Source organism: Pseudomonas sp. GW821-FHT02B10 (assembly GCF_059421865.1).
In genome coordinates, this window is record NZ_JBWKVU010000005.1 from 213,529 (window position 1) to 231,930 (window position 18,402).

Consider the following 18,402-nt stretch of genomic DNA (forward strand, 5'->3'; position numbering starts at 1 on the left):
TTGCAACGTTTCCGAGCTCGCTCCCGGTCCCTGCTCGCGCCACCCTCCCTGTAGCCGCTGCCGTAGGCTGCGATAAGGCCGCAGGCCTTCAACGATCGCCAATAGACCACGACCGCTCGGCCGACCGCAGTCTTCGGATCGGCAAGAGTTCAGAGGGTTTTCAGAGCCTCGAGCTTGTTCTCGATAAAACGCCGCTCCGGTTCCTGCCGGGTCAGTTCCAGGGCGCGCAGATAGGCCTGGCGCGCCGGCTCCACCCGGCCCAATTGCCGACAGAACTCGGCCCGCGCCGAATGGGCCAGGTGGTAATCCTGCAACTCGCCCCGGGCGAGGATCGCCTCGACCCGTTCCAGGCCGGCCAGCGGCCCGTCCCGCTGGGCGATGGCGACCGCGCGGTTCAGTTCGATCACCGGCGAGGGCATGGCGCGCAACAGCACGTCATACAGGCCGACGATCTGCTGCCAGTCGGTTTCCCCGGCGGTCGCCGCCTCGGCATGCACCGCGGCGATCGCCGCCTGCAGGCAGTACGGGCCGAAACGGCGGGTGCCCAGGGCGTGTTCCACCAGGGCGCAGCCCTCGGCGATCAGTTCGCGGTCCCACAGCGAACGGTCCTGTTCGTCCAGCAGCACCAGCTCCCCGGTGGCCGAGGTCCGCGCCAGGCGCCGCGACTCATGCAGCAGCATCAAGGCCAGCAGGCCCATCACTTCGGGTTCCGGCAGCAGTTCCAGCAACAGACGGCCGAGGCGGATCGCCTCATGGGTCAGGTCTTCACGGGTCAGCTCGGCGCCCATCGACGCCGAATAGCCTTCGTTGAACACCAGGTAAATCACCCGTAACACGCTGTCCAGGCGCTCGGGCAGTTCGCTCAGGGACGGCACCTGATAAGGAATCCGTGCATCGCGGATCTTGGCCTTGGCGCGCACGATGCGCTGGGCGATGGTGGCCGGCGTCGAGAGAAAGGCCCGGGCGATTTCCTCGGTGGTCAGGTCGCAGATCTCCCGCAACGTCAGCGGCACCTGGGCGTCCGCCGCCAGCGCCGGGTGGCAGCAGGTGAAGATCAGGCGCAGGCGGTCGTCTTCCAGGTCCTCCTCGCTCCAGTCAGCCTGCTCCAGCTCTTCGAGCTGGCTGACCAGCGCCGCCTGGGACGCGGCGAAACGCGCCCGCCGACGCAAACCGTCGATGGCCTTGAAACGCCCGGCCGATACCAGCCAGGCCCGCGGGTTGTCCGGTACGCCGTCGCGCTGCCAGCGCTCGACCGCGACGAAGAACGCCTCGTGCAAGGCCTCTTCGGCAAGGTCGAAATCCCCCAGCAGGCGAATCAGGGTCGCCAGGATCCGCCGCGACTCGTTGCGGTAGACCGTTTCCACCAGCGCCTTGACGCTGTCTTGCGCCACCGCCGGCATCAGTCCGGCATGCCTCGGGTCACCAGGCTTTCCAGGCGATCCAGGCTCTGCCCCCAGCCCTCGTGAAAGCCCATGGCTTCATGGGCCTGGCGATCCTCTTCGCTCCAGTGCATGGCGCGAGCGGTGTAGAGGGTCTTGCCGTCCAGGTCGTCGAAGGTCACTTCGGCGCTCATGAAGGCCTTGCCCGAAGGAATCCAGCCCGGCAGGAAGGCATCGGTGAACACCAGCCGCCGCGGCGCGACGATCTCCAGGAACACGCCCATGGTCGGGTATTCGTTGCCGTCCGGGGCGCGCATCAGGGTGCGAAACTGGCCGCCGACCCACAGGTCCATTTCGCACTCCGGGGTGGTCATGCCGTGGGGTCCCCACCATTGCACCAGCAACTGCGGTTCGGTCCAGGCACGGAACAGCTTGCCGGGCGGCGCATCGATCAGGCGGCTGATGGACAACTCATATTGGGCGGGCGCACGGCCCACGCTGTGCTCGGTCATGGCGAAACTCCTGCTTATGCTTGTTTTTTCAGGGCTCGTTTTTCCAGGGTGGCGATCAGGGATTCAACTCGCGCACCGGGCGTACCTCGACGCTGCCGACCCGGGCCGCCGGAATGTTGCCGGCGACCTGGATGGCTTCGTTGAGGTCCTTGGCATCGATCAGGTAGAACCCGGCCAACTGTTCCTTGGTTTCGGCGAACGGGCCGTCGGTGATCGACAGCCGGCCGCCGCGCATGCGCACCGTGGTCGCGGTCTGCACCGACTCTAGGGCCTCGGCGGCGAGCATCCGGCCGCTGCCCTGCACCGACTCGGCGTACGCCATGCACTCGGCGTCCTTCGGGCTCTCCGGCAGGCTGTGCAACAGCTGTTCGTCGCTGTAGACCAGGCATAGGTATTTCATGGGGCTCTCCTCGATCGGGCTGATCAACTATGGCTGCAGTTTCAGGCTTTGGCGAAAAACCCGACGATCAGGGTTGCAGGTCGAACAAGGCGGTGCCGCTCTGCATGTCGAACGGCGCCGACCAGTGTTCGTGGACCACTTTCCACTGGCCGCCCAGGCGCTGGTAACCGGCGGTCACGCGCATCCAGCAGGCCTTGGTCTCGCCCTTGTCATCGGTGCCGCCGCAGTGGGCCAGCCAGTGGGCGAAGGCGCTGTCGCTGGCGCCGACTATGTGCAGTTGTTCGAAGTCGAAGATGCCAGGGCCGGGGCAGAACTCCATGCAGGCCTTCCAGTGCGCGCGGTAGGCTTGCTTGCCCTTGAATTGCAACGCGGCCACGGCGTCGAACGCGGTGATGTCGTCGGCGTAATAGCTGACGATGCGCTCGATGTCCTTGGCCATCACGGCCTGGCGCCAGGCGTCGATCAGGCTGCGGATTTCGCTTTCGGTGGTTTGGGCGTTCATGGCGATTCTCCTTGCGATTGAGTGATACAGGCTCAAGGTGGCCGCCACAGGCGACCGTTAAATCGTGAAGACACCCTTAGTCGTCTGGCCGCCTGGCAAATCGACAGGGCCAGGAAAAAAACCGGAACCCTGGGCAAAATCGCTAGAATCGCCACTTACCCAGCCCCCTCAGTGCCCGGATATGGACAGCCCAGTGACCACCCGACTCGTGCCCTACGAACAGCTCGACGCCAGGCAATTGCAGCAGCTCGACGCGCTCGAAGTGCACCCGCGGCAGAAGAATTATTCCGGCGATATCTACACCGCGCTGCATACCCTGCTCAAGGCGCCGGAGCCCGGGATCAAGGGCTTCGCCCTGCTGGCCGACGAGGTCCCGGTGGCCTTCCTGCTGCTCAAGCGCCCACCGTTCCTGCCCCATTGGGCCGACCCCGACACCGCCACCCTGCATGCCTTGCAGGTCGATCACCGGGTCCAGGGCCAGGGCTACGGCCGGGCCTGCCTGCAAGCCCTGCCCGCCGCCGCGCGCCAGGCGTGGCCAGAAATCAAGGGACTGATGCTGTCGGTGGACGCGGACAACGCCGCGGCCTTCAGCCTCTACCTGAAGCAAGGCTGGGTCGACAGCGGCGAGGCCTACAGGGGCCGCATCGGCTATGAACGCCGTCTGGTCCTGATGTTCTGACATGACCCAGGAGAAGCATGATGCTGACCACCCTCGAGCAACTGGAAGCAATCTACGGCCAGCCCATTGAGCGCGCCGTGCGCAAGGAAATTCCCTTCCTCAACCCGGACTACCAGGCCATGGTGTGCGCCTCGCCGCTGGTGATCCTGAGCACCAGCGGCCCCGACGGTATCGACGGCTCGCCCCGCGGCGATACCCCGGGTTTCGTGCGGATCATCGACGAGCGCACCCTGGCCCTGCCCGACCGCCCGGGCAACAACCGCATCGACAGCCTGCGCAATATCGTCAGCGACCCGCGGGTGGCCCTGCTGTTCATCATTCCGGGCATCGGCGAGACCCTGCGGGTCAATGGCCGGGCGCGGATCTCGGCCGAGCCGGCGCTGCTGGACAGCTTCGCGGTGAATGGCAAGCCGGCGCGCACGGTGATCCTGGTGGACATCGAGGCGGCCTACTTCCACTGCTCCAAGGCCATCGTGCGCTCCGACCTGTGGAACCCCGAGCACTACCTGGAACGCTCGGCCCTGCCCTCGGCCGGCGCCATCCTCAAGCGCCTCTGCGACGGCCAGTTCGACGCCGACCGCTACGACCGGGAGATGCCGGAACGGGTGCGCAACAGCCTGTATTGAATGCTTCTGCAGGAGCGAAGCTTGCTCGCGATGAAGGCTGACGCGGTACATCAGCCAGACCGCGGCGCCCTTTTCGCGGGCAAGCCTCGCTCCTGCGCCGTGGCGTTACGACCTCACAACTCCAGCACCATCTCGTGCCAGGCCATGCCGCCATGGTCCGACGCCGAAGCCTTGAGGTAGACGAAGCCGAAGCGCTCGTACAAGGGCACATGCCGCTCCTTGCACATCAGGTTGATGCTGGCCTTGCCCAGGCCGCGCATGTGCTCGATAAAGGCCTCCAGCAGACGCCGGGAAACACCCTGGCCCTGATAGTCCGGATGCACCACCACCGACATGATCACCACATGGGGCCCGGCCGGGTCGTGGCCGATCAGTTCCTTGAAGGCCTCGTCGGCCATCTCCACCTCGAAGGCCGCTCCGGAGTTGATGAAGCCGGCCACCACGCCCTCCACTTCGGCGACGATGAAGCCCTCGGGCCAGGTGGCGATGCGGGTGGCGATCTTTTCCCGGGTGGCGGCTTCGTCGCCTTCGTAGGCCAGGGTTTCGATGGCAAAGCAGCGGTCCAGGTCAGCGGCGGCGACCTGACGGATCAACAGGCTGGATAAGGTCATGGGGAACAGATCGGCTATGGGAAATGCCGCCGATCATAAAGTAATAAGGCTTGCATATCGAATGACGGCAAGCCCGTAAAACCTGCGTAGAGTCGCTGTCATCCGCGCGCCGACCGGGTTATTTGTCAGGGCTCAATCAATCCCATCCTGGTCGAGTACGGAAGTCGCCATGAGCAATGTTCAGATCGGTTTGCTGGTGCTGTTCGGTATCAGTGCGTTCGGTTTTGTCACCCTGTCCATCGACCTGTGGCGCGCCCGCCGGCCGAACAAAGGCAAATGACCGGGCCCACCGCGGGCCCGGCCGGTACTCGCGGCGCGGCTCACTGCTCCTTGAGCGGCAGCCAGATTTCCAGCACGCCCTGGCCGGTGTCGGGGTTGAAGTCGGCGCTGTAGCGTTCGAATTCCGGCGCATCGGCGGCTTCGCGCCCGGACTGCGGCAGCCAGGTTTTCCAGATGTACTGGAAGGTCTGCGGCAGGCTCGCCAGCGGCCCCTGGTGCTCGAACACCGCGTAGTGCTGCGGCGGCACCTCGACCCAGCGGTACAGCTCGGGCAAATCGTCGAGTTTGCTGATTTCGACCCCGGCGATGTATTCGAACCCGCCCTTGCCGTCGGGGTTGCAGCAGAGGCCGTAGGTCTCCTCCCCGACCTGGCCGGGAACCTTGCCGATATGGGGAATGAAGCGTTCCCAGAGTTCAGGAATGCCCTGCGTCGTCTCGGGAGTGAAACGCCCGCCCAGACCGGCGATCAGCAGAAAGCGCCCCTTCTCGAAACGCGGCACCGGCCCGCCGACCTGTTTTTGCTCATCCATGATGCGACTCCTGCCTGAAAAATGGGTTCGGCAGGGAGTATAGAGGCCAAACAACCCGAATCGCTGGGTCAGAGCGCGGGAAGCTCCGCGACCGCCGCGCCGACGATGAACTCCTGGTAACCGGACAGGATCACGTAGACCGCGAAATAGCAGAAGATCGCCGCAGATGCCAGGTAGGAGTAGCGCAACAATTTGTCGCCCAGCAGCTTGCCGCCCTGGGTCGCGGCAAAGCACAGGCCCACGACCCAGGCCAGCCCGGCACAGAAGAAACCGCTGAGGAACAGCCCGGAACTGAGCAGGTCACCACCACCGGAACGGGCAATCAGGGTACCGCCCACTGCGGCGAACCAGAGGATCGCGCTGGGGGACGACATGGCCAGGAAAATGCCGCGGAAAAACTCCTTGCGCGGCGAACCGTTGTCCACCTCCCCGGCCTCGGCCAGCACCGCGCTGTGGTGGATCGCCGAATAGATCATCTTCGCCGCGAAGTACACCAGCAGCGCCGATCCGCCGATCCACAGCACCCAGCGCACCGCTTCGTACTGCAGCAGCACGGTCATCCCGGCCAGCGCCAGCACGGCGTAGACCAGGTCACCGACACAGGTGCCCAGGCCCAGGCAGAAACCCTGGAAATAACCACGCTGCATGGCCAGGGTAATCATCGCGATATTGGCCACGCCTATGTCCAGGCACAGCGAAAGGCTCAGCAGAAAGCCGCTGGTAAACTCCATCATTCATCCTGTTCGATGCGGTTGTTCGAGTGGGGGGTATTTAACGCGGGAGGGCACGGCAAACACAATGCGCGGGCTGCGAATCCAGCCTGCATGATGCAAATCCCTGTCCAGGCAACGCCGCTGCCGGCAAAAAAATAGTTGTCGCGCCCCTCTGGACAGCCTGGCGCCACAGCCCTTATCGTCTGCCCCCAGGCCACCGCAGTGGCCGACGTCGCTCGGACGGTTCCGGGCGCTCACGTACTCGAGGCAACAATGGCCGAACAAGGTTCGCCGCGCCGCTTTGCGCGCATAGATCGACTCCCCCCCTACGTATTCAATATCACTGCCGAGCTGAAGATGGCTGCGCGTCGGCGCGGCGAAGACATCATCGACTTGAGCATGGGTAACCCCGACGGTGCGACTCCGCCGCACATCGTCGAGAAACTGGTCACCGTCGCCCAGCGCGAAGACACCCACGGCTACTCCACCTCCAAGGGTATTCCGCGTCTGCGCCGGGCCATTTCGCGCTGGTACAAGGATCGCTACGAGGTCGATATCGACCCGGAAAGCGAAGCCATCGTCACCATCGGCTCCAAGGAAGGCCTGGCGCACCTGATGCTCGCCACCCTGGACCAGGGCGACACCGTGCTGGTGCCCAACCCCAGCTACCCGATTCACATTTACGGCGCGGTGATCGCCGGCGCCCAGGTGCGTTCGGTGCCGCTGGTGCCAGGCGTGGACTTCTTCGACGAGCTGGAGCGGGCCATCCGCGGCTCGATCCCGAAACCGAAGATGATGATCCTCGGCTTCCCGTCCAACCCTACCGCGCAGTGCGTCGAGCTGGACTTCTTCGAGCGGGTGATCGCCCTGGCCAAGCAGTACGACGTGCTGGTGATCCACGACCTGGCCTACGCCGACATCGTCTACGACGGCTGGAAAGCCCCGTCGATCATGCAGGTGCCGGGCGCCAAGGACATCGCGGTGGAGTTCTTCACCCTGTCCAAGAGCTACAACATGGCCGGCTGGCGCATCGGTTTCATGGTCGGCAACCCGGAGCTGGTCAGTGCCCTGGCGCGGATCAAGAGCTACCACGACTACGGCACTTTCACCCCGCTGCAGGTGGCGGCCATTGCTGCGCTGGAAGGCGACCAGCAGTGCGTGAAAGACATCGCCGAGCAGTACCGCCAGCGCCGCAATGTGCTGGTCAAGGGCCTGCATGAGCTGGGCTGGATGGTCGAGAACCCCAAGGCCTCGATGTACGTCTGGGCGAAGATTCCCGAGGCCTACGCGCACCTGGGCTCGCTGGAGTTCGCCAAGAAGCTGCTGGCCGAGGCCAAGGTCTGCGTCTCGCCAGGGGTGGGTTTCGGTGAGTACGGCGACGACCATGTGCGCTTCGCCCTGATCGAAAACCAGGACCGTATCCGCCAGGCCGTGCGCGGCATCCGCGGCATGTTCCGCGCCGATGGCCTGGTGCAGAAAGGCTGATCCGCGTCGCCCTATAAGCAGGCACAAAAAAACCGCAGCGATGCGGTTTTTTTGTGCCTGTCTGTCGCCCCTGTAGCCGCTGCCGCAGGCTGCGATAAGGACCGAAGGGCCTTCAGCGATTGCAAGATCGCTACGGCCGTACCGGCCGATCGCAGCCTTCGGCAGCGGCTACAGGGCTCGGGTCACACCACCAGCGACAACAGCAGGATGAAGATCAGGCCCACCACCGAGAGGATGGTTTCCATCGCGGTCCAGGTCTTGAAGGTTTCCGCCACGGTCATGTTGAAGTACTGCTTCACCAGCCAGAAACCGGCGTCGTTGACGTGGGACAGGATCAGCGAGCCGGCACCGGTGGCCAGCACCAGCAGCTCGCGATTGACCCCAGGGATCATGCCGACCACCGGTACCACGATGCCCGCGCCGGTGATGGTCGCCACGGTCGCCGAACCGGTGGCGATCCGGATCACCGCCGCCACCAGCCACGCCAACAGGATCGGCGAGATCTGCGCGTTGACCGCCATGTGGCCGATCACGTCACCCACGCCGCTGGTCACCAGCATCTGCTTGAAGCCACCGCCGGCACCGATGATCAGGATGATCGCCGCGGTCGGCGCCAGGCTGGCGTCGAGCAGCTTGAGGATCTGCTTGGAGCCGATGCCCTGGCGCGAACCGAAGGTGTAGAGCGACAGCAGCAAGGCCAGCAGCAGCGCGCTGATCGGGTGACCGATCATGTCCATCCAGATACGGAAGAAATGCCCGTCCGGGAAGGCCACGTCGGCGAAGGTCTTGAGCAGCATCAGGAACACCGGCAGCAGCACGGTCAGCAGGGTCACGCTGAAGCTCGGCAGGTTGGCCGAGGTGTTTTCGCGCGCCAGCTGGTCGACCAGTTCCTGGTTCGGATGACCCGGGATGTGCTTGGCGATGAAGGTGCCGTAGATCGGACCGGCGATGATCGCGGTCGGCAGGGCCACGATCAGGCCGTAGAGAATGGTCTTGCCGATGTCGGCGCCGAATACGCCAATGGCCAGCAGCGGGCCCGGATGCGGCGGCACCAGGCCGTGCACCGCGGACAGGCCGGCCAGCAGCGGGATACCGATCTTGATGATCGACACGCCGGTGCGCCGGGCGACGATGAACACCAGAGGAATCAGCAGCACGAAGCCGATCTCGAAGAACAGCGGGATGCCCACCAGGAAGGCGGCGAACATCATCGCCCATTGCACCCGCTCCTTGCCGAACGAGCGGATCAGGGTCTGGGCGATCTGATCCGCGCCGCCGGATTCGGCCATCATTTTGCCGAGCATGGTGCCCAGCGCGAGGATGATCCCGACGAAACCGAGTACCCCACCGAAGCCGTCCTGGAACGCCTTGATGATCTTGTCCACCGGCATGCCCGACGTCAGGCCGAGGAAACCCGCGGCGATGGTCAGGGCGATGAAGGGATGTAGCTTGAATCGAGTGATCAGCACGATCAGCCCGATAATGGTGACCACTGCGTCTACCAGCAGATAGGTCTCTTGGGACATGCCAAACATGGGGTTGCCTCCGGTTTGTTGTTTTTATTCAAGCGTTAAAAACGTGAGCCGAGTGGGATAGCGCTATCTAGGTGAACCGAAGCTTATCGGGATGAATCCAGCCCGTGCTCCAGCCACCAGCCATGGGCCTGTTCGGCCAGCCGGTCAACGCTGTGGATGGTGGCGTCCAATGCCAGGGTCAGGGGTTCGCCCACGGGAGATTCGAGGGTCGCGAACTGACTGTCGATCAGGGTCGAAGGCATGAAATGCCCCGGACGGTGGGCCACGCGATCGGCGGCCACTTGTGGTGTCAATTGCAGGAAAACGAAGCCCAGGCCGGGCGTGGCGCTGCGCAGGCGGTCGCGGTACTTGCGCTTGAGCGCCGAGCAGGTCAGCACCGGACGTTGTCCGGCGGCCAGGGCGCGACGCAACTCGTCGCACAGGCTGTCGAGCCAGCCGGCACGGTCGTCGTCGTTCAGGGGAATACCGGCACTCATCTTGGCGATATTGGCGGCAGGGTGGAACGTATCGCCTTCAATGGCCGTGGCGCCGCTGCGCTGGCACAGCGCTTCACTGACGCTGGACTTGCCGCAGCCGGCAACGCCCATGATGACCAGGGCGGTGATGGGTTGACTCATGAAACACCTCAGCGCGCAGACAGCGCTACCTTCGCTCTTCGAAACTCTAGTGCAAAAATAGTTTCTGCCGACGCCTTCTTGTCATTTTTGTGGGTTGCCGCGTATATAGGCCGCGAAACCAAAGAGTGCGGGTCAGGCCGACCGCGCTCACGCATTGCAGCTGTTTCGAGACAGCGCTACCTTAGTGACTTGAATTTTGTTTGGCAAGCCGTCTGATGACCTCCTCCAAGAACGATAAAAATACCCGCACCACGGGGCGCCCTACCCTCAACGAAGTCGCGCGCCTGGCCGGCGTCAGCCCGATCACCGCCTCGCGAGCGCTGCGCGGCATCGACACGGTGGCCACCGAACTGGTGGAAAAGGTGCAGAAGGCCGCCCGCGAACTCAACTACGTGGTCAACCCCGCCGCCCGCGCCCTGGCCTCGGCCCAGAGCCATTCGGTGGTGGTGCTGGTGCCGTCGCTGTCCAACCTGCTGTTCATCGATACCCTGGAAGCCATTCATCAGGTTCTGCGGCCCAAGGGCTTCGAAGTGCTGATCGGCAACTTCCACTATTCCCCCGACGAAGAAGAAAACCTGCTGCGCAACTACATGGCCTACCAGCCCCGCGGCCTGTTGCTGACCGGCTTCGACCGGACCGAAAGCGCCCGACGGATGGTCGAAGCCAGCAACGTTCCCTGCGTCTACATGATGGACCTCAACCCCGAGGCCGGCCTGAACTGCGTGGGTTTCTCCCAGCACAACGCCGGGGAAACCGCCGCCGAGCACCTGATCTCCCGCGGCCGCAAGCGCCTGGCCTATATCGGCGCCCAGCTCGACCAGCGCACCCTGATGCGCGGCGAAGGTTTCCGCCGCGGCCTAGAAAAAGCCGGCCTCTACGACCCGAAACTGGAAGTCCTCACCCCGCGCCCCTCGTCGGTGGGCCTGGGCGGTGAACTCTTCCTGCAACTGATGCACAGCCACCCGGACGTCGACGCGATTTTCTTCGGTAACGACGACCTGGCCCACGGCGCCCTGCTGGAAGCCATGCGCTGCGGTATCAGGATCCCCGAGCAAGTGGCGGTGATGGGCTTCAACGACCTGCCCGCCTCGGCGCACATGGTGCCGCGCCTGAGCAGCATCAGCACCCCGCGCGAAGCCATCGGCCGCCGCGCCGCGGAACAGCTGCTGACCCTGATGGCCGGCAACAGCGTGGCCAAGCCGGTGGTGGACATGGGCTTCGAGCTGATGGTGCGCGAGAGCACCTGAGCCGCGTTCAGGAACGCAGGCTCAGGGCGCTGAGCAGCACGCCGAAGCCCACCAGCAGAACGCCGAACAACTGGTCGATACGCCGTTTGTAAGCCATGAGCCGGGCCCGGATGCCCGGCGCCGAAAAGAACAGCACCACCGCCACGAACCACAGCACATGGGCCAGGACAATGATCGCGCCATAGCCGATCTGCACACCCGGCGCGGTACCTGGCTGCATCACCTGCATGAACAGGCTGACCACGAAAATCATAGTCTTGGGGTTTAGCGCATTGGTCAAAAACCCCGTACGCAATGCCACCCACGCCGAGACCCGCGGCGCATCGACCGCTATCTCTTCCTCGACCGCGCGGCTGCGCAGCATGCCGATACCGAGATAAACCAGGTACAGCGCCCCGGCGATTTTCAGCACGCTGAACAGCAGCAGCGATTCCTTGACCAGCAGGCCGACGCCCAACAGCGTGTAGCCGATATGCAGCATCACTCCGAGCCCGATCCCCAGCGCCGTGAACACCCCATGCCGACGCGACAGCACCAGGCTGTTACGCGTGACCATGGCGAAATCCGGCCCCGGGCTGAGCACCGCGAGGATGGTGATGGTGATTACTACTAACAGTTCAGTCATTTTCAAGCGCCTTCGCTATAGAATCCGGCCCATACTTTATGGGCACGAACCGTCACAGAGCGAACGATGAAAACTGACATTCTCGGTGATAAAAACTCACAGATAACCCATCGCCGCCTGCCACCCCTGAGCGCCCTGCGCTGTTTCGAGGCCGCCGCTCGCCTGGAAAGCTTCACCCGCGCCGGCGAAGCCCTGCACCTGACCCACGGCGCCATCAGCCGTGCCGTCCGCACCCTGGAAGAAGACCTCGGCACACGGCTGTTCGAGCGTCGCAGCCATCGGGTCTTTCTCACCGAAGCTGGCCGCGAATTGCTGCACAGCGTGGAGCATGCCTTCGACCTGATCGACGCCGCCGCCCGCAAACTGCGAACGCCCGACAAGGCCGCGGCCCTGGTGCTGTCCTGCGAACCGACCCTGCTGATGCGCTGGCTGATTCCACGGATCCCGGCCTTCTTCGCCGCTCATCCGGATATCCCCCTGCAACTGGTGGCCGGCGGCGGGCCCTTCGCCTTTGCTCAAGGCATCGACCTGGCGATCCGCCGCAACGACTTTCCCTGGCCGCCCCACACCCATGCGCAGTGGCTGCTCGATGAAGCCATCGGCCCGGTGTGTCGCCCGGACCAGGCCGTCGGCTGGACCCGCGACGCAAGCGGCAGAGTGCGGCTATCGGATACGGCGCCACGCCTGCACAGCGCGACCCGGGCAGCGGCCTGGGAGCAATGGTTGACCCTCAAGGGAATGCAACAGGCGCCGGGCACGGAGCAGGTCTTCGAGCATTTCTACTTCAGCCTGCAAGCGGCGGTGGCTGGGTTGGGGCTGGCCATCGCGCCCTGGCAACTGGTGCGCGACGACCTGGAGTCGGGCCTGCTGGTCGCGCCTTTCGGTTTTATCGCCGACGGCAGCGCCTACTATTTGTTGTCGCCCGAGGCAGTCAACCCGGACTCGCCCGTCGCCCGCTTGCTCGACTGGTTGCGTCACCAGGCGCTGGGCAGCGAGCAGCACGACGCCACCCGCCCAGCCCCATAAGCGGACAGACTTACGGCCTCACCTCGGCATGAACCTCAGGGGCCAGCGCCGGGTCCTGCCCACCCAGCAACTGCACAAAAGCCTGGGCGGCCTTTTGCAGGGGCTGGTTCTTCAGCCATACCGCGTGCACCGGCAGCAGCAGGCCGTTGTCGATGTTCTTGAAGGTCAGGCGCTTGAGCCGCCCGGCCTTGAGCAAGGGCGCGATCACCGACAACGGGAAATTGCCCCAGCCAATGCCGGACTCGACCATGTCCAGGGCCATGGCCAGGCTGTCGGTGCGCCAGTAGGACTCGGCGATCAGCGGCCGGGTGTCGCGGATCGGCAGGTCGCGGCTGGCAACCACCACCTGACGCACGTTGACCAGTTCTTCCAGATAGAGGGTGGCGTCCGGCGCCTCGGGTAAGGGATGGCGCGCGGAAATGCAGGCGATCATCCGCTCGCTGCCGACGTACTGGAAATACTCCAGGACATTCAGGCTGAGCCCGGCGAAGGCCACGCCGACCGCGATCCGGCCAGTGTGCAGCAGCTGCAACAGATCGTCCTGGGGCGCGCTCAGCACCTCGATGTCGAGCAACGGATGACGCTCGGCGATCAGCTTGATCGCCGCCAGCACCCGGGACTTGTCGATGTCCTCGACCACGCCGATGGACAGCCGGCTTTCCAGCCCCAGGGACAACTCCACCGCATGCACCTGCAGGTGCTTGAGCTGCTCGGCGATCAGCCGCGCGTGGGGCGCCAGGGCATTGGCCATGGCGGTAGGCACCGGCTCGCGATGGCTGCGGTCGAACAGGGGGTAGCCCAGCTCCGCCTCAAGGTTGGCGATACCCATACTCACCGCCGAAGGCACCTTGCCCAGGGCCCGGGCCGCCGCGGAAAACGAACCGCGCTCGAGCACGGCGAGAAACAACTGGATGCTGTCGCTGGAGAAATTCATGCAGACGCCTGTCTAGAATGTCGACCTATCAGTAAACCTGAAAGCTACTGACTTTTTCTGTCAGACACATTGAAGCTATCTTGCGCCGCATTCGCCAGCCCTTCCTGCAAAAGGAGCGGCCCGGGCCAACGAACGCGGAGGAAAAAAAGCATGCAAGGCATCAAGCGCAAACTGGTTTACGTGTCACTGTTCGAGGTGTTCGGCATGACCTTCTCGGCCCTGGGCCTGGCCTTGCTGTCCGGCACCTCGCCGAGCAGCACCGGTCCGCTGGCGGTGGTGATCACCAGCATCGCGGTGACCTGGAACTTCATCTACACCAGCCTGTTCGAGCGTTGGGAAAGCCGCCAGGTCTCGCGGACCCGCACGATCAAGCGGCGGATCGCCCATGCCGTGGGTTTCCAGCTGACGCTGATCCTGTTCCTGATTCCGTTGATCGCCTGGTGGATGCACATCAGCCTGGTGCAGGCCTTCCTGCTGGACCTGGCGCTGATCCTGTTCATCCCCTGCTACACCTTCGTCTTCAACTGGCTGTTCGACCGGGTCTTTGGCCTGCCGGCGTCGGCGCTGCCGGACCCGGTCTGAGGTCACAGTGCAAATCGGCATCGCCCAAGAGCGACGCCGCTGTTAGATTTCCAGGGCCCTCCACCCGCCAAGGAAAACTTGCATGGGAACCCTGAGAATTCTCGGTAAAGCCTCGTCGATCAACGTCCGAAAAGTGCTGTGGACCTGCGAGGAACTGGGCCTGCCCTACGAACGCGAGGATTGGGGCAGCGGCTTCCAATCGACCCACACACCGGAGTTTCTCAGGCTCAACCCCAATGCCCAGGTGCCGGTACTGGTCGATGACGCTGGCGCGCTGTGGGAATCCAACAGTATTTGCCGGTACCTGACCGGCAAGGTCGCCGGGCAACGGCTGCTGCCCTGCGAGCCTCGGGCCCGGGCGCTGGTGGAGCAGTGGATGGACTGGCAGGCCACGGAGCTCAATCCGGCGTGGAGCTACGCCTTCGTCGCCCTGGTCCGGCAGAACCCGGACTTTCAGGATCCGCAGCGGATCGCCGCCGGCCTTCGCGGCTGGAACGCCAAGATGGCCCTGCTCGAGCAGCAACTGGCGAGCAGCGGCGACTATGTGCCCGGCGAGCAGTTCAGCCTGGCCGATATCGTCCTCGGGCTGTCGGTGCATCGCTGGATGATGACGCCCATGGAGCGCCCCGACTTCCCCGCCATCGCCGCCTATTACGCACGGCTCAGCGAACGCCCGGCCTTCCTGCTGCATGGACGCAATGGCATTCCCTGAGTCGTCTTTTTCTTCTGCAGGAGCGAGGCTTGCCCGCGATAAGGCCGTCCCAGACACCACCCAGTTCGATCCCTGAATCGGTGTTGCGATCAAGGGCGCTTTCGCGGGCAAGCCTCGCCCCTACGGAAGCTGGATGCCGTTTCGGCTGCAGCAGCGGCATAAAACCGCAAGATGTAACGAAATACGACAATAAATCAGCGCACAGCCCGACTTCCGAGACCGCATTCACAATCATTGATTTCCGTTAGCCAGCTAAGATTCCTCTTCACCGAAACCTGGAATCCCGCCCATGTCGTCCCTCGCCCCCACTGTCGCCACCGACGGCCTCGACCCGGTCCGCGCCGCCAATATCTCCGCCCGCATCGATCGCTTGCCCGCCGTCGCCACCGTCTGGCGCCTGGTGGCGCTGCTGTCGATTGGCGGTTTCTTCGAGCTGTATGACCTGTTCCAGACCGCCTATATCAGCCCCGGCCTGATCCGCGACGGGATCTTCGCCACCGGCAGCCAGGGCGTGTTCGGTTTTTCCGACCAGGCGGCCTTTGCCTCGGCGACCTTTCTCGGCCTGTTCCTCGGCGCCAGCCTGCTGAGCCCGATCGCCGACCGCTTCGGGCGCCGGGCGATCTTCACTTTCGCCCTGATCTGGTACACCGTGGCCACGGTGCTGATGGGCGTGCAGACCTCGGCCCTGGGGATCATCGGCATGCGTTTCCTGGTGGGCATCGGCCTGGGCATCGAACTGGTGACCATCGACGCCTACCTCTCCGAGCTGGTGCCCAAGCACATGCGCAGCTCGGCCTTCGCCTTTGCCTTTTTCGTGCAGTTTCTCTCGGTACCGGCGGTGGCGCTGATGTCCTGGTGGCTGGTGCCGCAGGACCCGTTCGGCATCGCCGGCTGGCGCTGGGTGGTGTTGGCCAGCGCGGTGTTCGCGCTGTTTATCTGGTGGTTGCGTTCACGCCTGCCCGAGTCGCCGCGCTGGCTGGCCCAGCATGGGCGCTTCGCCGAGGCCGAGCGGATCATGGACAACATCGAGGCGCGCTGCGCCAAGGACCACGGCAAGCCGCTGGACACCCCGCAACCCGAAGCCCTTGGTGTCCAGGGCTCGGGGCGTTTCGCCGATATCTGGCAACCGCCCTATCGGCGCCGGGCACTGATGCTGATCGTGTTCCATGTGTTCCAGGCCATCGGTTTCTTCGGTTTCGGCAACTGGCTGCCGGCGCTGCTCTCGGGCCAGGGCGTGAGCGTCACCCACAGCCTGATGTACGCCTTTATCATCACCCTCGCCTATCCGCTGGGGCCGCTGCTGTTCGTCAAGTTCGCCAACCGCTTCGAGAACAAGTGGCAGATCGTCGGCTCGGCCCTCGGCGCCATGACCTTCGGCACCCTGTTCGCCTGGCAGAGCACGGCCCTGGGGCTGATCGTCTGCGGGGTGCTGATCACCTTCTGCAACGCCTGGCTGAGCTTCAGTTACCACTCCTACCAGAGCGAGCTGTTCCCCACCAATATCCGCGCCCGGGCGGTAGGTTTCTGCTACTCGTTCAGCCGCCTGTCGACGGTGTTCAGCAGCCTGCTGATCGGCTTTTTCCTCGACCGCTTCGGCACGCCCGGGGTCCTGGCGTTCATTGTCGGCAGCATGCTGATCGTGATGTTCACCATCGGCCGTTTCGGCCCGCGTACCCGCAACCTGGCCCTGGAGAACATCGCCCAGCGTTGACCGGTCGCCGCTGGCCGCAAGCGGCAAGGCTTGTCCGCCGCGTGCCGCCAGCCTTGCCGGGTAATCGGCGCAAAGCCCTGGCAAAGAGCCCCGTCCCGGGGCACTGCGGGGTGGCGGCATGCAAATTGCTGCGCAGCCTTCGACAGCCCTTACACACAGGTACCCAATCATGTTGGTCAGTGCCCAGAAAACCACGGCGATCCAGCCCTCCCAGCGGTCCGACATGGACCCGAGCACCGCGGCCGCCAGCGCGCTGTACAGCGGTTTGATGCAGAACGTGCAAAACACCGCGACCCTGCAAGCGTCCCAGGCCGTACAGCAGGCCAGCAACACGGTCAGCGACAATGTCGCCGCGGCCTTCGCCAAGACCCGCGTGCTGCTGCAGGCCACCCCGCCGACCACCAGTACCGCGCAGGCCAACAGCACCACCCAGAGCTCGGCCCTGGATGAGTTCAAGGACTACATGAGCAAGTCCCCTGAGCAACGCATGCGCGACCGCATCCTCGAAGAGATGGGCATTACCGAGGAAGACCTGAAAAACATGCCGCCGGAGAAACAGCAGGCGGTGGCTCAGGAAATTGCCCAGCGGGTCCAGGACAAACTGAAACTGGCGCAAGTCGAGAAGGACGCCAGCGGCATCGAGAAGCAAGTCACCGACAAGTTCCTCGCGGCGCTTTAAAAGCGGCCAGCCGAAACAGGGTTCCCCACGGGAACCCTTTTTTATGAGTCGACTTGAGCGGCTGCGCTCAGCCCTGAGCCAGCATATCGAGCAAGGCCCGCAGCGCCGGCGACGGTTCGCTGCCCTCGGCCAGCACCAGGGCAAAGGTGCGCGGGATCGGCTCGCTCAATGGCAGTACGCACAAACCGTGGCGTTGCTCCGGCAAGGTCATCTGCGGCACCAGGGTCACCCCCACTTGCTCGCGAACCAGGGTGAAGGCGCTGCTCCACTCCCGCACCTCGACCCGCACGTCCGCCAGCTCCAGGCCGGCATCCGCCGCCAGGCTGCGGGCATTCACCGAACAGCCGCCGGTGGCCAGCACGAAGGGTTGGTTCACCAGTTCCTGCAAGGTCACCCCTTGCTCCTGACCGCGGCGCGCCAGGGCATGCCCCGCCGGCAGCACCGCCACCCAGGCATCGCGCCCCAGCAGGCCGACGCTGCGCTCGGGCGCAGGGTTGAGCAGCACCCCGACATCGATCAAGCGCGCCTCGAGCAAGGCCTCGACCTCGTCGTCGCTGACCTCCAGCGCCACTACCTGGATGCCCGGATACAACTGCTTGAAACGGCGCAGCAGCGGCGGCAGGAAAGTCGCCAGCACCATGGGGAAACTCGCCAGGCGAATGGTGCCGCGCTGAATGTCCCGGCAGGCGTCCGCGGTGTCGCGGATGTTCTGCAACGCCGCGAGCATCAGCCGCGCCTGTTCCACCACCTGTTCGCCAATGGCGGTGGGCAGGGCCTGGCGGTTCTCCCGGGTGAACAGCTGCACGCCCAGGTTGTCTTCGAGCAGCGCCAGGGCCTGGCTGGCGCCGGACTGGGTCATGCCGACCCGCTCGGCGGCGCGGGTGATGTTGCCGGTATCCGCCACGGCCACCAGCATGCGCCAGTGCATCAGGTTCATCATGGCAGTAGCTGTCCTTATGGGCGTTTTCTGAAAGATTAATTTTACTGAGAGCAGCGCGGACTATGACACTGATCTCCC

Annotated in this window: 21 protein-coding genes; 9 read left to right on the top strand and 12 right to left on the bottom strand. The window is 64.4% G+C overall.

Going from position 1 to position 18,402, the window contains the following annotated elements:
- Nucleotides 1-149 precede the first annotated feature (149 nt).
- From AC07VU_RS13685 to AC07VU_RS13700, 4 genes are all read right to left on the bottom strand, one after another.
- A complete protein-coding gene (locus tag AC07VU_RS13685) occupies nucleotides 150-1,400 on the bottom strand; it encodes an RNA polymerase sigma factor (protein WP_274304415.1) in 1,251 nt (416 codons plus the stop codon).
- Nucleotides 1,400-1,891, bottom strand: coding sequence for an SRPBCC family protein (locus AC07VU_RS13690; protein WP_053262329.1), 492 nt, complete (start codon nucleotides 1,889-1,891; stop codon nucleotides 1,400-1,402). Before AC07VU_RS13690 ends, AC07VU_RS13685 begins: the two co-directional genes overlap by 1 nt.
- 55 nt (nucleotides 1,892-1,946) lie before the next feature.
- Nucleotides 1,947-2,291, bottom strand: coding sequence for a YciI family protein (locus tag AC07VU_RS13695; RefSeq protein WP_007925146.1), 345 nt, complete (start codon nucleotides 2,289-2,291; stop codon nucleotides 1,947-1,949).
- A 67-nt stretch (nucleotides 2,292-2,358) separates the two neighbouring features.
- Entirely contained in the window at nucleotides 2,359-2,793 is a 435-nt protein-coding gene (locus tag AC07VU_RS13700; RefSeq protein ID WP_123363013.1) for a YybH family protein, read from the bottom strand.
- 193 nt (nucleotides 2,794-2,986) lie between these two features.
- Between AC07VU_RS13700 and AC07VU_RS13705 the strand changes: the two genes are divergently transcribed.
- Nucleotides 2,987-3,472 carry a GNAT family N-acetyltransferase gene (locus tag AC07VU_RS13705; protein ID WP_495030029.1) on the top strand — a complete coding sequence of 162 codons (486 nt, stop codon included), beginning with the start codon at nucleotides 2,987-2,989 and terminating at the stop codon, nucleotides 3,470-3,472.
- A gap of 20 nt (nucleotides 3,473-3,492) precedes the next feature.
- Nucleotides 3,493-4,098: a pyridoxamine 5'-phosphate oxidase family protein gene (locus AC07VU_RS13710; protein ID WP_495030030.1), complete on the top strand. Its 606-nt coding sequence runs from the start codon at nucleotides 3,493-3,495 to the stop codon at nucleotides 4,096-4,098.
- A gap of 113 nt (nucleotides 4,099-4,211) precedes the next feature.
- On the opposite strand, the gene AC07VU_RS13715 is transcribed toward AC07VU_RS13710, so the two are convergent.
- The 3 genes from AC07VU_RS13715 to AC07VU_RS13725 form a co-directional block, all read right to left on the bottom strand.
- Nucleotides 4,212-4,709 carry a GNAT family N-acetyltransferase gene (locus AC07VU_RS13715; RefSeq protein WP_277589451.1) on the bottom strand — a complete coding sequence of 166 codons (498 nt, stop codon included), beginning with the start codon at nucleotides 4,707-4,709 and terminating at the stop codon, nucleotides 4,212-4,214.
- A gap of 320 nt (nucleotides 4,710-5,029) precedes the next feature.
- Complete coding sequence (locus AC07VU_RS13720) at nucleotides 5,030-5,518, bottom strand: GyrI-like domain-containing protein (protein WP_150052622.1); 489 nt, start codon at nucleotides 5,516-5,518, stop codon at nucleotides 5,030-5,032.
- Nucleotides 5,519-5,586: 68 nt separating this feature from the next.
- Nucleotides 5,587-6,249 (bottom strand): LysE family translocator, encoded by a 663-nt coding sequence (locus tag AC07VU_RS13725; protein ID WP_007925134.1) that lies wholly within the window; start codon nucleotides 6,247-6,249, stop codon nucleotides 5,587-5,589.
- Nucleotides 6,250-6,504: 255 nt separating this feature from the next.
- Here AC07VU_RS13725 and alaC point away from each other — a divergent pair, with 255 nt between their 5' ends.
- The gene (alaC, locus tag AC07VU_RS13730; protein WP_007925133.1) at nucleotides 6,505-7,716 is read left to right on the top strand and encodes an alanine transaminase; all 1,212 of its coding nucleotides are present in this window, start codon (nucleotides 6,505-6,507) and stop codon (nucleotides 7,714-7,716) included.
- Nucleotides 7,717-7,898: 182 nt separating this feature from the next.
- Here alaC and AC07VU_RS13735 read toward each other — a convergent pair whose 3' ends face one another.
- Nucleotides 7,899-9,251: a GntP family permease gene (locus tag AC07VU_RS13735; RefSeq protein ID WP_007925132.1), complete on the bottom strand. Its 1,353-nt coding sequence runs from the start codon at nucleotides 9,249-9,251 to the stop codon at nucleotides 7,899-7,901.
- Between the two features lie 83 nt (nucleotides 9,252-9,334).
- On the bottom strand, nucleotides 9,335-9,868 hold the full coding sequence (locus AC07VU_RS13740) for a gluconokinase (protein ID WP_007925131.1): 534 nt from the start codon (nucleotides 9,866-9,868) through the stop codon (nucleotides 9,335-9,337).
- Nucleotides 9,869-10,083: 215 nt separating this feature from the next.
- Here AC07VU_RS13740 and gntR point away from each other — a divergent pair, with 215 nt between their 5' ends.
- Entirely contained in the window at nucleotides 10,084-11,115 is a 1,032-nt protein-coding gene (gntR, locus tag AC07VU_RS13745; RefSeq protein WP_007925129.1) for an HTH-type transcriptional regulator GntR, read from the top strand.
- Nucleotides 11,116-11,122: 7 nt separating this feature from the next.
- Here the strand turns inward: gntR and AC07VU_RS13750 are convergent, their stop codons facing one another.
- Nucleotides 11,123-11,740, bottom strand: coding sequence for a LysE family transporter (locus tag AC07VU_RS13750; RefSeq protein ID WP_495030031.1), 618 nt, complete (start codon nucleotides 11,738-11,740; stop codon nucleotides 11,123-11,125).
- Nucleotides 11,741-11,806: 66 nt separating this feature from the next.
- Between AC07VU_RS13750 and AC07VU_RS13755 the strand changes: the two genes are divergently transcribed.
- On the top strand, nucleotides 11,807-12,766 hold the full coding sequence (locus tag AC07VU_RS13755) for a LysR family transcriptional regulator (protein WP_495030032.1): 960 nt from the start codon (nucleotides 11,807-11,809) through the stop codon (nucleotides 12,764-12,766).
- A gap of 10 nt (nucleotides 12,767-12,776) precedes the next feature.
- Here the strand turns inward: AC07VU_RS13755 and AC07VU_RS13760 are convergent, their stop codons facing one another.
- Complete coding sequence (locus tag AC07VU_RS13760) at nucleotides 12,777-13,700, bottom strand: LysR family transcriptional regulator (protein ID WP_495030033.1); 924 nt, start codon at nucleotides 13,698-13,700, stop codon at nucleotides 12,777-12,779.
- Between the two features lie 150 nt (nucleotides 13,701-13,850).
- Here AC07VU_RS13760 and AC07VU_RS13765 point away from each other — a divergent pair, with 150 nt between their 5' ends.
- The 4 genes from AC07VU_RS13765 to AC07VU_RS13780 all read left to right on the top strand — a co-directional run bounded on the left by AC07VU_RS13765 (nucleotide 13,851) and on the right by AC07VU_RS13780 (nucleotide 17,384).
- Nucleotides 13,851-14,282: a PACE efflux transporter gene (locus AC07VU_RS13765; protein ID WP_495030034.1), complete on the top strand. Its 432-nt coding sequence runs from the start codon at nucleotides 13,851-13,853 to the stop codon at nucleotides 14,280-14,282.
- A gap of 82 nt (nucleotides 14,283-14,364) precedes the next feature.
- Complete coding sequence (locus AC07VU_RS13770; protein WP_274304422.1) at nucleotides 14,365-14,994, top strand: glutathione S-transferase family protein; 630 nt, start codon at nucleotides 14,365-14,367, stop codon at nucleotides 14,992-14,994.
- A gap of 289 nt (nucleotides 14,995-15,283) precedes the next feature.
- A complete protein-coding gene (locus AC07VU_RS13775) occupies nucleotides 15,284-16,705 on the top strand; it encodes an MFS transporter (RefSeq protein WP_274304423.1) in 1,422 nt (473 codons plus the stop codon).
- A 169-nt stretch (nucleotides 16,706-16,874) separates the two neighbouring features.
- Nucleotides 16,875-17,384, top strand: a complete 510-nt coding sequence (locus AC07VU_RS13780) for a hypothetical protein (RefSeq protein ID WP_495030035.1) — start codon at nucleotides 16,875-16,877, stop codon at nucleotides 17,382-17,384.
- Nucleotides 17,385-17,451: 67 nt separating this feature from the next.
- Here the strand turns inward: AC07VU_RS13780 and AC07VU_RS13785 are convergent, their stop codons facing one another.
- Nucleotides 17,452-18,324, bottom strand: coding sequence for a LysR family transcriptional regulator (locus AC07VU_RS13785; protein WP_274304425.1), 873 nt, complete (start codon nucleotides 18,322-18,324; stop codon nucleotides 17,452-17,454).
- Nucleotides 18,325-18,402: the final 78 nt, after the last annotated feature.